Here is a 13222-nt window from a genome sequence, read left to right on the forward strand (position 1 = left end):
CGATAAGATTTAATGTGAGAAGATATTACTATAGCGGTGACCTATCAATTATCTTCTTAATAATTTCGGTAATAACCGGTTTTGTAGGCTCGCTTTTCATGTTATTCATTTCTCCCTTCCTAGTCGGTAGGTTCATTGCCCTAGGGCTTTTTGTAGACGATATTATATCAGCACTCTTTATGATGAGGACTGAATTAAGAAGAGCAGCTATGATAATTTTGTTAGGTGCTGTTGTGTCTACGGTCTTATATTCTATACTTGATCTAGATAGTAATCCGTACCTGCTCGTTCTATTAGTATTTCCGGCTCTCGGCGTTATCATAAGTTCCACACAAAGTGTGTTAAAAGGAGCCATAGTTCTAAGCGCAATAACAGTACTTTTCTCTCTTGCAGAATTCCTCGCATTTTTAGGGAGCATTTTTGGACTTTCGATAATTAACTATACAGTCTTTCCTCTAACTTGGAGTGGGCTGTTCATTTTAGCTAGTCTACATTCTCTTTGAGAGAAAAGCTACACAGTCCACCCAAAAATCGGAAATAAGAAGAAGAGTGGAAGTAAGAAGGGAAGTACGAAGCCAAGGATACTAAAGACTATAACTTTTGTAATAAACCCTCCAGATGCCCAAGTCATTGTCAACATTAACGATAAACCCCACTTGGTTAAAGGTAGCATTAAGATTAATTCGGACTCCCCAGTAAAGTGGTATGTAGAAAACGTTAAACTTCCTAACGGTGTTCTCCTAATTCCCGAGATAAGGGAAGGTATTGCAAATCCCTCAGACGTGGTAAAAATCAATATGATCCCCATAGACCTAAAGAACTGGGATCCCAACTATTGGGTAAACAAAAACCTTTACAACTACAAGGTACTCGATGTAGTGGGGACCGGTGGAAACTCTTATGTATTAAAAGCAGAATTGAATGGAAAATATTACGCTATAAAGATACCTAAAATGTCTGATCAGACTTTTACTTCGTATTCCCCACTTTCCTCCTTTTTAGACTTTGCGGCTGAAGCGTCTAACTTGATAAATTTGAGCAAAGACGATAGGTTGGTAAAACTTTATGCAATTAACGTAGATTCAAACGTTGTTGAAAATATTGAAAAAGGTGACGTGGAAGCTTACCTTAACTCTCCCCCCATGATCGTTATGGAGTACTTAGAGGGAGGTACTTTGATGGACTTAATGAAAAACCCCAACTTATTTAACAGCAGGTACTGGAAATATATTGTTTACGTTATAATAAAAGAGGCAATTTTAGCCTTGAACTATATTCACTCTCAAGGTTACGTCCATCTGGATATTAAGCCGCAAAACATTTTCTTTTCTAGAAAATTAAGCGGAGGAGGTGAACAAGTTTATAATCTACTTAAGAGTTCAAAAGGAGTGATTAAACTAGGAGACCTAGGTAGTGCGGTGAGAGTAGGTGGAAAGATCAAACAGATCACCGTGGAATATGCTCCACCAGAACAGCTTGAGTTCTCGATTAGGGGAATTGGCGCAGATCCCCGAATGGATGTGTTCTCTTTAGGAATGACCATGTATGTGGCATTAACTGGATATAATAATAGACCTGATATAAAAGTCCTGAGCGATGCAGTAGACCTATATAATCAAGGAAAAATAAGGGAGGCATTAACATATGTTCATAACGCAAAAAGATTGTTGTCATATAACTGGATAAATATAAACGCAGAACCCGATGTTCAGGCGATTTTAAGGAGGGTATTATCGCCAGACCCTCTAAATAGACCTTCATTAGACGAGTTTGTCTCCGTGTTGATTAGGTATATAGTTTAAATCGAGTTTAAATTATCATCACAGTAGATTATACTTTCATAATTAAAATTATATATTAAGTAGATTTTATAAAGTTTTAAACTAATGTTATACTATGTTAAAAGGAAATTACAATTCAATTGCGGATATTTTAAGAGTAATAGACACCAAGAAAGTCAACAGATTTTATTGGATTATAACGATATTGGTAGCTATAGGAGGATATTCTCAGCTTTAGATATTATTGCATTAGTATTCGTAATAATGTTCGTTCCTGAGACTAAGGAAATGTCTCCCGAGGAGGTAGTTAGAATGTTCGAAATATTGCCGTTAAGTAAGATGAGGCGCGGAAAGGAGATAGTAATGGGAGAGAATAAGCAGGTAAAGGCTAAGTGATCTTCTAGCTGAGTTGGGACAGAAGACCTAGTATAAATATAAAGGTAATACTACTCCAATAGACCACGTTTTGAAATGAGTTGTTTTTATATTCTCCCATAATTCTTGGATTATTTGCAAGAATTCCCATAACTAAGGCGGGACCTAGAAGGATTATTACGAAAAGTGAGAGCAAGTTTAATACTACATTTCCTAACATATCTTTTGGGACTAGTAAAGTTACTAATAGTGCCGGAACACTTTCTATCAAGTATAACTTATATGACTTATTTCTAGGAATTCCAAGGGCTTCTGCAGTACCCCATGCACTCCCTAGAGATATTACGACTAAAGCTAGAAAACCGGCTCCCAGTAAGCCTAACCCGAAGAAATAAGGGGAATAAGACCCTGCTATCGAGGAAAACACCCTAGCTAAGTCGCTAGGTGAATAAATGTTCGTAGAATCGGGTATCCCAGTTGAAGCCATTTCAACCATTACCATTAAGAACTCCGTAATTACGCTACCGATAATTGTCTCTATTCTCATAAACTTTAGCGCAAGTTTCCTCTCAAAACCTTCCAATGAAGCCAACTTTTCTGCAGTGGCTGAAGCTTGAAAGAACAACATGAACGGCATTATTACTGCCCCTGCGTTGGCAGCCAGAAAAAAGAAATAGTTTGGAGTAGGTTCGAAATAAAAGATAGAGCATGATGGTTCTACTCCTCTGACGGCTAGTGTTAAAGCAAAACCTAATATTAATGTAGTGGATATGGCTATTAGGATTTTTTCCGTCACTACATATTTTCTCTTTATGATAATCAACAAGTGAAGGATAAATGCTATAGGAATACCTATAATTAGTGGTACTCCTAGCATAGACATGCCTATACCTATCCCTATATATTCTACAATATACGTGATAATGTCCGTTAAAAACATGGGTAATGCTATGAATATTGAAATCTTTTTATTGTAGTTTTCTCTTACCAGTTCACCTAAGCCTTTCCCAGTAGCTATGCCTATTCTTCCAGAGACCTCCTGAATTATGAAAAGAGGTACGGAAAGCAAAAGGAGGAACCATACAAATTTATAACCGTAGGACATTCCAGTCTCTACAGCGCCAATAGTACTACTCGCGTCCATGTCAGCCATCATCACCAACCAAGCTGGTCCGAAGAACTTCAGGAAGTTTATAAAATTACGACTTGTCGTAATTGATTTACGATCCATCGTAAGTAAATTAATTCTAGGAATAAAAAGTTTTGTCGATATGTTAAACAACTAGTCTAAAAAGAGTTACAAGGGTTAGAAGATGAACCAAGAATATAGAAGTGAAAAAGGTATATTTATCTAGATTCAATATAAATTCAAATCCCAGCTTCCTTCTTTAACTGATTTAACTTCTCTATGTCTGCTAATATATCTTTTAATTTGTCTGATAGTTCAGGCATTGATTTCATTTGATCTACCAACTGTAGTAGTTGATCCCAAACCTCTTTCATGAAGACTTGAGGATAGTATCTGTGTAACGTCATTATCGACAATACTACACTAAGTTTCCTGGCTATTCCCTTCTGGCTTAGTAATGCTTCGTTCTCGGCCAGAAGAGTATTAAGATTGTCTATTAAATCCATAATGTAAGGTTTCATGTCGTTAAATTGCCTCTCCCCCGGCTTCATGAGTTCCTCTGACATTTCGTATCACAAATTGATTTTATTAAAAAAGATTTAAATTATTTTCCATTTAACATTGACTTTAATGCTTCTGGTGAGAGTATCTTTTAGAGGACACCTCCTCTCTGATTCATCTAAGACTTTCTGTAATAATTCCTTATTTTTGGCACTAACTTCTATTTCGTAATTGATCTCCAAGAAGCCCGGAGGAATATTAGGATCTCCTTGAAAGCCTTTAGGATCTAAAGTTCCTTCTATATACCCCTTTAAACTATTGAGCTCTAGGTTTTTCTCCCTTGCTATATAGTATACTGTTAACATTAAACAAGATAATGCTGATGATAGCAATATCTCCTCAGGCGTTGGATAATCTGAGCCTAAAAGCCCTATTTTCAGCTCTGTGTTATCGCTGGTGATTTTCACGTGGTCTCCTTCTAGCTCCCCTTCAGCTGTAAAGGTCATCATGATAGGATCCCCAAGTCCTTAAGTATAGCAAGGTCGATCGAGTAGTCTAAGTACATTTGAGTTTTTTCCTCAGGGGTTAAGGTTCTGCCGAGTGCTTCTTCCTGCTTCTCAATTTCTTGTGTTATTACGGTGCTTATATTTACCTCAAGGGGCGGTTTATTGACCTTAAATGTATAGTAAATATTTACCAAGAGTTCATACATTCTTTTTGACATATATAACACGTAATCATCAATTACAGGGATTAGCCTCCCTTCTTCCTCAATCATCTTTCCACGGAAGTAAGGTCTCCACGTTAGCATAGATTTTTTCACTGTTTCCCAAGAAGGGGGAAACCCCTTGTATTCGGAAGAATCAGGTACCTCTATTACCTTGTAAGTCTTTCCTCCTATGTCTATCTCTCCAACGATCTCTAGTTCAAGATTTCCAACTTTTACTTTCATAGGAGTAAAATTTTTTTCTTTTTTAATATAATTTATGATTGATGGCTATGATGGTTACGCAAGAAAAGGTTGAAGAAGAAAATCCTGCAATGGAGTGTTATAAACCGGAGGCTATGTGGAAGTACATTACAGTAGAGGAGTGTTTTAGGGCTCATGGTGTGAACCCACAGAGGGCTAAATGATGTTAGTAAAAGACATAATGACTACTTCGGTATTCAAGGTTTCGAAGGATACGACTACTGAAAAAGCTCTTCAAATAATGCTTGAAAATAACATAAGGAGGTTACTGGTTGACGAGGACGGAATAATAACAATTAGGGATTTAATATATAGCTGGAAAGATCTAAAGACCCCCGTCGAAAAAATAATGTCAAGAGACCTCCTTTTTATTACACCTACTTCTCCAATAAAAGAGGCTTGCAGGATAGTTACGTCCGAAGGTGTAGGCTCGTTAGTAGTTGGAGATGGTGCTAGAATAGTGGGAATAGTCACTGAGAGGGATCTAATCAGGCATTGTAAAGTTGAGTCTAACGCAAAAGTGGGGGACATAATGAATGTCGACCCAGTAATCGCTACACCAGATAGTGAGTTATCGGAGATAGTAGAGGTCATGAAATCCTACTGGAAGAGACACGCTGTGGTAGTGGACGGTAAAAAACCCGTAGGAGTGATCTCCGCTAAGGATATAGCTAGGGCATTACTAGCTAAGAAAACATTGAAGGGAGTGAAAGCTTACGATTTTATGTCAATAACCGTTTACAAAGTTACTCCCGACTCTAGTGCGGAAACAGCAAGGCTCTTAATGGCTGAAAAAAACATAGGCTTCTTACCAGTTGTAGATCCCGTTTCTCTCTTGGGAAGTCTAAGTGAAAGAGAATTATTAGCTGTTATGTCAATTTAATTTTTAATCTTTTTTAATCATATTACTTCTTGGACTTCAGGTTTTCTAATTAGTTCCTCCATTGCGTTTATCAGGTCGTCGCTTGTAAACCCGAAAATTGCTGGTTTTTTCTCCTCAAACATTTTCCTTATTACCTCTTGATATTTAGTCACTTCCACACCCTTGAGCTTATCCTCTAACTCCTCAATGAACCCTTTAGGTGACATGACGAAGAAATCTCCAGATATCGATATTTCATCTATCTTCTTGTTCACTATTTTTACTGTTAACCTGATCAGTTTCCTTGCCTTATAGTCTACGTGACAGAGAGCTACAGTGTTGTTTATCTTAACACACCTTTCGGTCTTAAGCTCTGGATGTCTATTGTCCTTGTAGTATATCCACTCCTCGTTCATCTTTTCTCTTGCAAGTTTTTCCCATAACTGTATTTCCTCAGGTGTCAAAGAAGCGTCTTCGAATTTTATGTTAAGCCATTTTTCGAACTCCTCTTTTAACCTCTTATTTATCTCATCCCTTGGAGGAATATAACCGATTTCCTTCTCTACACTAGTCAGCCATTCGCTCATTTCCTTTGCCATCTTATCCCTGAATTTCTCTGAAGGTACTTTTACGCACTTGCTGATCAGGTCTACATCGAGGTGTAGCAATATATTACCAGTGACTACTACCGCCTTATCGTAAGTCATAGCACCGTTCCCGCTTATCTTTTTTCCATTTACAACAATATCCTGATCTTTTAACTCAGCCTTTATACCATAAGACCTTAATACGTTCACTACGGGTGTTAGATATTTTTCGTAGAGAGCTTTTGGCGTACTCGGTGCTTCTTCAGCTCTCACTACTATAAAGTAGTCGTGTTCACCGGGTGTTATTACTACTGTGCCTCCTCCAAGGTCTCTCCTTATTACTGGTATTTCCATCTTCTTAGTGAACTCAAGGTTAACTTCTAACCATACTTCCTGATGAACTCCAACATTTACGAAGGGTTTATCGGCATAAAAAACAAGGAGTGTATCTTTTCCTCCATTAGAGACGTAATCAGCTACCGAGACAAAGGACGTAACCATGTGGTAGCCGTCTTGGGGAGGTAATACTATGAACCTCCAACTCATTTCACAGCCTCTTGCACTGCAATTTTTCGGAGTTTATCAACTCAGTTAGTTTGCTTACAGCAGCAGAGCCGGTAACTAACTGTTTTAACTCCTCAGGATTATTTATCTTCATCTTAACTAGCCAACCTTTGCCGTAAGGATCTTGATTAACGATCACTGGACTCTTCTCAACTTCTTGGTTTACGTCTATGATCTCTCCGGATACTGGAGCTGGTACTGGACCGGCCCACTTTCCGCTCTCCATAGTAGCAACTGGTTTACCTTTTTCAATTTTGGTGCCCTTCTTCTTTAGCCTGACTTTCACTACTTTTCCTGCCATGGTCTGGGCAATGTCGGTTATACCTACAACAATTGTGTCTGTTCCTTCTTGTTTAGCCCATACGGTGTTTTTCCCTTCAATATAATAAAGTAGGTTCTCAGGTATCTCACAGTTCGAAACATTTGCCATTTAAGACCCTCTTTATTATCTTTCGTGGAAATAATAAAAATGTTTTGCTTTAGATAAAGGAAAAGTAATTTAAGTCAAAAATTGATAAAAATTATCTTTATCTCACGACTCTACTGGTCTCAGCTTCAAATAATTTAGACACTTCTTGTAATTTCTTAAATTTCTTTTCGTCGTACTTTCCCTTGATCTTGATTATCCAAGCATCATATGGCTTCTCGTTTAATAGAGCAGGGTTTTTTACAACAGATTCGTTAACTTCAACTATCTCTCCCTCAACCGGAAGCCTGAATTTACCTACCCATTTTGCTGACTCTAACGTGAACACTACTGTTCTTGGATTAACCTTTTCTCCTTTACTCCTTGTAGACACTTCGAATATCTTACCCGCCATATATTGTCCTAGAGACGTTATACCTACCGTAATCACGTTACCTTCCACTTTAATCCACACATGTTCCTCTGGGTAATAAAGTGGGTCTTCGGGGAACTCAAAACCGTTTATATTCATACCAAAATAAAAACAAAAATATTAACTTATTAACTTTCATTAATACAAGTTATGAACTTCGTCATATGGCTTGATGGGGTAGTTCTCAAAGTCGACTTGACAGATGTCTTGTATCGCAAGTATAAGGGAGAAAAAATAGAAGGGTTAGAGGTTACTACGGAAGTTTTCCCCGACTGGTATCCCTTTTTAGAGAAGTTGAGGCAAAAAGTTAGTAATGATAAAATAGTATTTTTTTCCCCTTACGACAAAGAGACGACTAAGAAGGTTATGGAAAGTCTAGCCATTGCTAACTTTAGCTATGTAAGTAACGACGACGGAATAACTAAACCGAGCAAGATCCCCTATAAGGCATTGTTTAATATGACAAGATGGGATCCGATGGAGACAATGACGATAGGTTCATCACCCCTAGACCTTTTATCGGCTAGGTTCTTCGACTCAAGGATAAAAGTGGCTTGTGTTAAAAGATTCCAAGACTGTTCAAGATATAGCCCTTATATAATGGCTGATAGTTTAGAAAAGTTATATGAGATTCTAATGAGGTTAAGAAAGCTATGATAGATAAACCGTAGGGTCTTTTATCCTGAGTATCTTAAAAGCCTCTATCCTCTTCTTGCATTGACTACATTGTCCGCAGTGGTATTTGTGTCCTAAGAGGCAGGAGTAAGTTAGTTGTGGATCTAAGCCCGACTGAATCCCTACTTTCAATAGTAACCACTTGGGGAAACCGGCGAAAGGGGTAGAGAGCTTTACGCCGAGAATTTCAGCTAATTCTTTAAGCTTTTTAATCACGTAAAATCTTTCTCTTTCGAATTCACAGTCTTCTTTTACTGTACCGAGTATTACCTCCTCATATCCCCTTTCTTTTGCCAGTGCCAATGCTATTGGAATTATGACAACGTTTCTGTGAACTATGGGCTCATGGGGTTTAAACCAGAGTCCCTCTACGAAAGGTCTCCTTACGTGTTTTATGTTTATTTTTATTAACTTCTTGTCCAGTCTCCTACAAATCTCTTTACTGGCTTTTAATTGCATTCTCGCCGATTTCTGCCCGTAGTTAAATATTATACAATCAAAATCTATACCTTTTTTAGAAAGGTAAAAGGCTACGGAGGAAGAGTCTAAGCCTCCGCTCATTAACAGTAATGATTTTCCCATATGTTTTAAATAAGCCCATGAGGAATTAAACATATGTCGCTTGAGAATGAAGCGAAAAAATTAGCTGCAACTTACGCAAGGTGGTTGAGAAAGCCTGAAGACGCTCTCTTTGGAAAGCAGGGAAGGGGTGTCGTAATGATTATTTATGAGAAATTAAAGAGTGCAAAAACTGTTGACGAGATAAGGTCGGTGCTGGATCTTCGTCAATACGAAAGTATGATGGACAAAGCCACTTATAACGATTTACAGAGGTTCATAAATGATCTTTTGACTAAAATCTCAGGAATGCAAGACGAGCAAGCTAGAAATTTTGTTGTAGAAGTCTTCAGATATTTCCAGATCTCTCTATACACTAAGATTGAGGATATTAATAGAGGGATTTGGGGTTAACTTTGGTTTTTTTGATAAAATTTAAATATATCTATTAATAGATATTAAATTATGGAAGTAGAAAGTGAGAAAGTAGTATTACCGTCGGGCAAAGAAGTAAAGTTACTTGACGCTTTATCGTTCTGTTACGACATATCTGACACGGAGTACAAAGTACTCCAAGCTGTAATCGAAAAGAAGACAGCTACAGAGGATGAATTAGTAGAGTCATTGAAGTTGTCTAAAGCATCTATTAATAGAAGCCTAAACAAGCTTGTATCACTTGGATTTATTATTAGGGAAAAAATGCAGTCCTCTAAAGGCGGTAGACCAAAATACGTCTATAAGGCTGTTGAGACACAGCAGCTAGTAGAGCATATCAGGGAAGATTTCAAAAAATGTTCCCAGATGTTTATAAATATTTTGCCTAAGGTTCTACTTTCTTCTCTTGGCACTTGAATACAAATTTTTCAGGGCTACTTCTAAACGCTAGCAAACACATTTCCGTGTCGAAATAGTATGCTATCTCATTATAGGTCTCTTTGTAAGGAGAGCATTCGGCCTCAAACAGTCTGTTACAAACCGGACAAATGACTTTCATGGGGTTTAGTTAGTTCGACAATATTTTTAAGTTTTTAACTCAATCTTACAAACTATGGAGATAATAGACGCTACTTCAGCTGAATGCCCCGAACCTTTCATGAAAACCGTGGCTAAGCTAATGGGGATGAAAGAAGGTGCAGTAAAAGTAATGTTTAAAGATCCAAAATGTGTGGACATGATAACCGAAGCCGTTAAGTTAATGGATTGTAAGATTGTGGAGAACACCAATAAGGATGGAGTATATACGATGGTCATTGAGAAGACTAGTAGCAGTAAAGAATTAAAGGACGTTAAAGTCGGAGGTTGCTAAAGGTTTACAATTCTTTTCACTTTAGAACAATATAAATAGCCGTTTTTTCTATTTGAAGAAATATTTAAATAAATTAAAAAAGTTATTTTCCTAAGTATGGATTCTTTTAGGTTCATCGTGGAGAGAGGACCGCAAGACCTAATACTCGCTGGCGAAGAGGCGTTATTAGAGTCAGTAAGTAATGGTGCCTCCCCAATACTGCGCTTCGTTATATTCGACCCCACAGCCGTGCTTATAGGCTATCATCAGGCGGTAGAGCAAGAAGTGAATATTAATGAGGTGAAAAAAAGAGGTTGGGACATAGGAAGAAGACCTACCGGTGGAGGAGCTATAATAATGGGAAAAGACCAACTGGGCTGGGAGATTTATGCTGACGGTTCGCTATTAGGAGGTTCCCCAGAAAACGCGATAAAGAAAGGCGCTGAAGGAGTAATAAAAACCCTTCAGAAGTTAGCGATTGACGCAAATTTCAGGCCTAAGAATGACGTAGAAGTCAAGGGGAAAAAGATATCTGGGATAGGTGCATTCTCGATAGGTAAATATATTGCAGTGACAGGGACGATACTCTTAGACTTCGACGCTGAAGCTCTCGTATCTACGTTAAGGCTCACTTCCGAGAAACTGAAAGACAAGCTAGCTAAGGATTTCAAAGAGAGACTAACATGGGTATCAAAGGAACTGGGACGTAGTATCGAAATGAGCGAGTTAATAAGTATAGCAAAGGATAGCTTCTCCGAAGCGTTAGGAGTAAAGTTGGTGGAAGGTCAGTATACTGAGGAAGAGAAGAAATTAATTTCACAATTCAGGTTGAAGTATTCTTCTCCGGATTGGATATATAACCTCAGAAAACCCCTAAGTGGGGATGTGAAGTTTATAGAGAGAAAGTTCCCAGGTGGGCTAGTCAGGTTACAAGCCAAGCTTGCAGGTGAGTCGATAATTGAAAGTGTTTTACTAACCGGAGACTTCTTCGTAGAACCCAGAAGGGCAATCTACGATCTAGAGTCCAGACTTAAGTGGAGTAGAGTGGATGAACTTGAGGAGAACATCAGGGAGTGGTATAAAGGTGTAAAGATTATCGGAATAAGCGAAAACGACCTCATCTCCTTATTTAACGAGGTGTTGAAAAAGTGAGACCCCTATTCTTATATGCACCTGCGCTGAAGAAATATGAAACCGAGTATATGTCCTCTGATCAAGGGTGGAGGATAGTCTCTGTAACTGGAAACGCTTGTGCGTTTAACTGCAAACACTGTAATAAAAGAATCCTCGAGAGCATGGAGGACGCATCTTCGCCTCTCAAGCTCGAAATACAAATCAAAAAATCGTTAAGTGAAGGGCACAAGGGGCTTATACTCTCAGGAGGTTCTACTAGTAGGGGAGAAGTCCCCATCTGGAAGTTCTCTTCCGTGCTTCAGAAGTACAAAGATAAAATGACTTTTATTGCCCATACCGGAGTCGTAAAAAGCGAAGAAATAGCTCTAAAGTTTAAGGAGGCAGGAGTTAAAATAGCTTTACTTGATATGGTCGCTGATGATGATACTATAAAGGATACACTTGGTCAACCTTTTACGGTTGACGATTACTTGAATTCGTTTAGGTATCTGAAAAAAGCAGGACTAATGGTAGTCCCTCATATCATCGTAGGCTTAAGTAAAAAGGGGGTCGAAAACGAGCTAAACGCTCTGGATATGTTAAAGTCCGTAAACCCAGACGCTGTTATAGTCGTCGGGCTCATGCCTCTTTCCTCATCTTTCTCTTTACGACAGCCCGAGCCCGACGAAATGATTCGAGTTATGAAGAAGGCAAGAGATAACTTCTCCATTCCGGTCATGCTCGGGTGTGCAAGACCCAGAGGTAGGAGGTATTTGGAGGTGGAAAAATTTGCGGTAGATTACGAGCTGGACGGAATAGCCTTCCCAGAGGAGGAGACTATAAATTATGCGTTAAGTAAAAGACAAGTTATTTTTAATAATACATGTTGTGCGAATGTAGTTTTCGATATTTTGGGGGTGGTATGATATGTTAAGAATGGTAAGTAGTCCAGATTGGGTAAGGCTAAGTTTCGGAGCAGATATGGTATTAGGTTTTAGTCCAGGTGTTTTTTTACATAACGCTCTAAACACAACAATAAACCTCTTGCAGTATTATCCAGATGGCTGTAAGGCTAACTGTGCCTACTGTGGACAAGCTAGAGAAGTATCTCAAGGTCCTGAATGCAAAACACTGATAAGAGTCGAATGGCCTTTAAGGAAACTAGATGACGTTATAAAGAAGATAAAGGAGAGACAAGGCGATCCTAGGTTCGGATTACAGAGGATATGTGTGGGGCAGTTAGCCCACCCTAAGGCAGCACAAGACTCAATAGAGATCACGAGGAGAATTAGAGAGGCCGGAATAGAGCTGTCAATATCAGAATTAGTAACCCCTACATACACGTTCAAACACCACATGGAGGAGATGAGGAAGGCAGGAGGGGATATGATAGATGTAGCAATCGACGCTGCAAGCAAGAGAGTTTTTGACATGACCAGAGGGAAGGAAGTCAGAAGTATGCATAGTTGGGATAGGTATCTTAAGGGTATTGATGAGGCTGTAGAAGTATTCGGTAAAGGAAATGCAGGGATACATTTGATAATAGGATTAGGTGAGACTGAAAAGGAAGCTGTTGATATAATGTGGTATGCTCATCAAAGAGGGGCAAAGATTACATTATTCGCCTTTTACCCAGAACAAAATACGTTAATGGAGAAGAGAAAACCCGTACCAGTGAACGTATATAGAAGGATACAGCTTGCAAGATGGCTTATCGAAAACGATCTCGTAACGAATTCCGACTTTGTATTCGACGAAAACGAGAGGTTGATAGATATCAATATACCTTCCGACTTGAGTATTGACGATATAGCACCAGCTTTTATGACTTCAGGTTGTCCAGGCTGTAATAGACCTTATTCTAATGAGAGACCCACGATGGAGTTCAGAAACATTCCTTGGTATCCGTCAAGAGAAATGGCAATTAAAGCTTTAAGGCAGTCTAAGCTAGACAACGTAATAAAAGCGCTAGAACGAAAGTAG

Annotated in this window: 20 protein-coding genes; 12 read left to right on the forward strand and 8 right to left on the reverse strand. The window is 38.6% G+C overall.

The annotated features are described in order from the left end of the window. Positions 1-14: 14 nt before the first annotated feature. From WIW72_RS00665 to WIW72_RS00675, 3 genes are all read left to right on the forward strand, one after another. Positions 15-503 carry a hypothetical protein gene (locus tag WIW72_RS00665; RefSeq protein ID WP_337702341.1) on the forward strand — a complete coding sequence of 163 codons (489 nt, stop codon included), beginning with the start codon at positions 15-17 and terminating at the stop codon, positions 501-503. 153 nt (positions 504-656) lie between these two features. Then, the gene (locus tag WIW72_RS00670) at positions 657-1802 is read left to right on the forward strand and encodes a serine/threonine-protein kinase (protein ID WP_337702339.1); all 1146 of its coding nucleotides are present in this window, start codon (positions 657-659) and stop codon (positions 1800-1802) included. Positions 1803-1886: 84 nt separating this feature from the next. Further along, positions 1887-2177 carry a hypothetical protein gene (locus WIW72_RS00675; RefSeq protein ID WP_337702337.1) on the forward strand — a complete coding sequence of 97 codons (291 nt, stop codon included), beginning with the start codon at positions 1887-1889 and terminating at the stop codon, positions 2175-2177. A gap of 4 nt (positions 2178-2181) precedes the next feature. Here WIW72_RS00675 and WIW72_RS00680 read toward each other — a convergent pair whose 3' ends face one another. From WIW72_RS00680 to WIW72_RS00695, 4 genes are all read right to left on the reverse strand, one after another. Continuing rightward, complete coding sequence (locus WIW72_RS00680; RefSeq protein ID WP_337702336.1) at positions 2182-3387, reverse strand: NRAMP family divalent metal transporter; 1206 nt, start codon at positions 3385-3387, stop codon at positions 2182-2184. A gap of 137 nt (positions 3388-3524) precedes the next feature. Next, on the reverse strand, positions 3525-3851 hold the full coding sequence (locus WIW72_RS00685; protein ID WP_337702334.1) for a hypothetical protein: 327 nt from the start codon (positions 3849-3851) through the stop codon (positions 3525-3527). Between the two features lie 33 nt (positions 3852-3884). Beyond that, complete coding sequence (locus tag WIW72_RS00690; protein WP_337702332.1) at positions 3885-4295, reverse strand: OsmC family protein; 411 nt, start codon at positions 4293-4295, stop codon at positions 3885-3887. Next, positions 4292-4738, reverse strand: coding sequence for a hypothetical protein (locus WIW72_RS00695; RefSeq protein WP_337702331.1), 447 nt, complete (start codon positions 4736-4738; stop codon positions 4292-4294). The genes WIW72_RS00690 and WIW72_RS00695 overlap by 4 nt, the downstream gene beginning before the upstream one ends. 41 nt (positions 4739-4779) lie before the next feature. Between WIW72_RS00695 and WIW72_RS00700 the strand changes: the two genes are divergently transcribed. Beyond that, positions 4780-4920 carry a hypothetical protein gene (locus WIW72_RS00700; protein ID WP_337702329.1) on the forward strand — a complete coding sequence of 47 codons (141 nt, stop codon included), beginning with the start codon at positions 4780-4782 and terminating at the stop codon, positions 4918-4920. Next, positions 4920-5639 (forward strand): CBS domain-containing protein, encoded by a 720-nt coding sequence (locus WIW72_RS00705; RefSeq protein ID WP_337702327.1) that lies wholly within the window; start codon positions 4920-4922, stop codon positions 5637-5639. Before WIW72_RS00700 ends, WIW72_RS00705 begins: the two co-directional genes overlap by 1 nt. Before the next feature lie 17 nt (positions 5640-5656). On the opposite strand, the gene WIW72_RS00710 is transcribed toward WIW72_RS00705, so the two are convergent. From WIW72_RS00710 to WIW72_RS00720, 3 genes are all read right to left on the reverse strand, one after another. After that, on the reverse strand, positions 5657-6751 hold the full coding sequence (locus WIW72_RS00710) for a lipoate--protein ligase (protein ID WP_337702325.1): 1095 nt from the start codon (positions 6749-6751) through the stop codon (positions 5657-5659). Between the two features lies 1 nt (position 6752). Further along, the gene (locus WIW72_RS00715) at positions 6753-7199 is read right to left on the reverse strand and encodes a glycine cleavage system protein H (protein WP_337702323.1); all 447 of its coding nucleotides are present in this window, start codon (positions 7197-7199) and stop codon (positions 6753-6755) included. 97 nt (positions 7200-7296) lie between these two features. Further along, positions 7297-7707, reverse strand: coding sequence for a glycine cleavage system protein H (locus WIW72_RS00720; RefSeq protein ID WP_337702322.1), 411 nt, complete (start codon positions 7705-7707; stop codon positions 7297-7299). A 51-nt stretch (positions 7708-7758) separates the two neighbouring features. On the opposite strand from WIW72_RS00720, the gene WIW72_RS00725 reads away from it, so the two are divergent. Then, positions 7759-8265 carry an HAD family hydrolase gene (locus tag WIW72_RS00725; protein ID WP_337702320.1) on the forward strand — a complete coding sequence of 169 codons (507 nt, stop codon included), beginning with the start codon at positions 7759-7761 and terminating at the stop codon, positions 8263-8265. Here WIW72_RS00725 and WIW72_RS00730 read toward each other — a convergent pair. Next, positions 8260-8865, reverse strand: coding sequence for a 7-cyano-7-deazaguanine synthase (locus tag WIW72_RS00730; RefSeq protein ID WP_337702318.1), 606 nt, complete (start codon positions 8863-8865; stop codon positions 8260-8262). The two genes, WIW72_RS00725 and WIW72_RS00730, sit on opposite strands and share 6 nt — an antisense overlap. 33 nt (positions 8866-8898) lie before the next feature. On the opposite strand from WIW72_RS00730, the gene WIW72_RS00735 reads away from it, so the two are divergent. From WIW72_RS00735 to WIW72_RS00760, 6 genes are all read left to right on the forward strand, one after another. After that, positions 8899-9255: a hypothetical protein gene (locus WIW72_RS00735; protein WP_337702316.1), complete on the forward strand. Its 357-nt coding sequence runs from the start codon at positions 8899-8901 to the stop codon at positions 9253-9255. A 51-nt stretch (positions 9256-9306) separates the two neighbouring features. Beyond that, complete coding sequence (lrs14, locus tag WIW72_RS00740; protein WP_337702313.1) at positions 9307-9693, forward strand: HTH-type transcriptional regulator Lrs14; 387 nt, start codon at positions 9307-9309, stop codon at positions 9691-9693. Positions 9694-9889: 196 nt separating this feature from the next. Further along, entirely contained in the window at positions 9890-10147 is a 258-nt protein-coding gene (locus WIW72_RS00745) for a sulfurtransferase TusA family protein (RefSeq protein ID WP_337702310.1), read from the forward strand. Between the two features lie 96 nt (positions 10148-10243). Then, a complete protein-coding gene (locus WIW72_RS00750; RefSeq protein ID WP_337702307.1) occupies positions 10244-11278 on the forward strand; it encodes a lipoate--protein ligase family protein in 1035 nt (344 codons plus the stop codon). After that, the gene (locus WIW72_RS00755) at positions 11275-12165 is read left to right on the forward strand and encodes a radical SAM protein (RefSeq protein ID WP_337702305.1); all 891 of its coding nucleotides are present in this window, start codon (positions 11275-11277) and stop codon (positions 12163-12165) included. The genes WIW72_RS00750 and WIW72_RS00755 overlap by 4 nt, the downstream gene beginning before the upstream one ends. A 1-nt stretch (position 12166) precedes the next feature. After that, positions 12167-13222, forward strand: coding sequence for a radical SAM protein (locus WIW72_RS00760; protein WP_337702304.1), 1056 nt, complete (start codon positions 12167-12169; stop codon positions 13220-13222).

The sequence above is a fragment of the Stygiolobus sp. CP859M genome (genome assembly GCF_037389975.1).
Classification (GTDB): Archaea; Thermoproteota; Thermoprotei_A; order Sulfolobales; family Sulfolobaceae; genus Stygiolobus.

Excerpts from the sequence above, each read along its gene's own strand:
- WIW72_RS00675 (WP_337702337.1), top strand. The coding sequence starts at position 1,887 with ATGTTATACTATGTTAAAAGGAAATTACAATTCAATTGCGGATATTTT.
- WIW72_RS00680 (WP_337702336.1), bottom strand. The coding sequence starts at position 3,387 with ATGGATCGTAAATCAATTACGACAAGTCGTAATTTTATAAACTTCCTG.
- WIW72_RS00685 (WP_337702334.1), bottom strand. The coding sequence starts at position 3,851 with ATGTCAGAGGAACTCATGAAGCCGGGGGAGAGGCAATTTAACGACATG.
- WIW72_RS00690 (WP_337702332.1), bottom strand. The coding sequence starts at position 4,295 with ATGATGACCTTTACAGCTGAAGGGGAGCTAGAAGGAGACCACGTGAAA.
- WIW72_RS00695 (WP_337702331.1), bottom strand. The coding sequence starts at position 4,738 with ATGAAAGTAAAAGTTGGAAATCTTGAACTAGAGATCGTTGGAGAGATA.
- WIW72_RS00700 (WP_337702329.1), top strand. The coding sequence starts at position 4,780 with ATGGCTATGATGGTTACGCAAGAAAAGGTTGAAGAAGAAAATCCTGCA.
- WIW72_RS00705 (WP_337702327.1), top strand. The coding sequence starts at position 4,920 with ATGTTAGTAAAAGACATAATGACTACTTCGGTATTCAAGGTTTCGAAG.
- WIW72_RS00710 (WP_337702325.1), bottom strand. The coding sequence starts at position 6,751 with ATGAGTTGGAGGTTCATAGTATTACCTCCCCAAGACGGCTACCACATG.
- WIW72_RS00715 (WP_337702323.1), bottom strand. The coding sequence starts at position 7,199 with ATGGCAAATGTTTCGAACTGTGAGATACCTGAGAACCTACTTTATTAT.
- WIW72_RS00720 (WP_337702322.1), bottom strand. The coding sequence starts at position 7,707 with ATGAATATAAACGGTTTTGAGTTCCCCGAAGACCCACTTTATTACCCA.
- WIW72_RS00725 (WP_337702320.1), top strand. The coding sequence starts at position 7,759 with ATGAACTTCGTCATATGGCTTGATGGGGTAGTTCTCAAAGTCGACTTG.
- WIW72_RS00730 (WP_337702318.1), bottom strand. The coding sequence starts at position 8,865 with ATGGGAAAATCATTACTGTTAATGAGCGGAGGCTTAGACTCTTCCTCC.
- WIW72_RS00735 (WP_337702316.1), top strand. The coding sequence starts at position 8,899 with ATGTCGCTTGAGAATGAAGCGAAAAAATTAGCTGCAACTTACGCAAGG.
- lrs14 (WP_337702313.1), top strand. The coding sequence starts at position 9,307 with ATGGAAGTAGAAAGTGAGAAAGTAGTATTACCGTCGGGCAAAGAAGTA.
- WIW72_RS00745 (WP_337702310.1), top strand. The coding sequence starts at position 9,890 with ATGGAGATAATAGACGCTACTTCAGCTGAATGCCCCGAACCTTTCATG.
- WIW72_RS00750 (WP_337702307.1), top strand. The coding sequence starts at position 10,244 with ATGGATTCTTTTAGGTTCATCGTGGAGAGAGGACCGCAAGACCTAATA.
- WIW72_RS00760 (WP_337702304.1), top strand. The coding sequence starts at position 12,167 with ATGTTAAGAATGGTAAGTAGTCCAGATTGGGTAAGGCTAAGTTTCGGA.